Here is a 278-nt window from a genome sequence, read left to right on the forward strand (position 1 = left end):
GCGCTCCATGCCGCGCGGCAGGGCCTTGCCGTCCAGGTGCTGGACGCCGGAGCGATCGGCGAGGGTGCCTCGGGTCTCAATGGCGGTCAGGTCATCCCCGGACTGAAATACGATCCGGAATGGCTGGTCGAGCATTTCGGCAAGGAGCGTGGCGAGGCGCTGGTCAATTTTGCCGCCTCGACCGCGGATGCGGTGTTCGACCTGATCCGCGACGAGAAGCTGGCGGTGCCGCTCACCCGCAACGGCTGGATCCAGGCCGTGCACACCGAGACCGCTTT

The 278-nt window shown here is 66.9% G+C and carries 1 protein-coding gene; it reads left to right on the plus strand.

Annotation, left to right across the window (positions count from 1 at the left end):
- The coding region (locus EN874_RS33505) for an FAD-dependent oxidoreductase (RefSeq protein WP_135884765.1) at positions 1-278 on the plus strand (278 nt) is incomplete at both ends.

Source organism: Mesorhizobium sp. M1D.F.Ca.ET.231.01.1.1, assembly GCF_003999155.2.
Classification (GTDB): Bacteria; Pseudomonadota; Alphaproteobacteria; order Rhizobiales; family Rhizobiaceae; genus Mesorhizobium.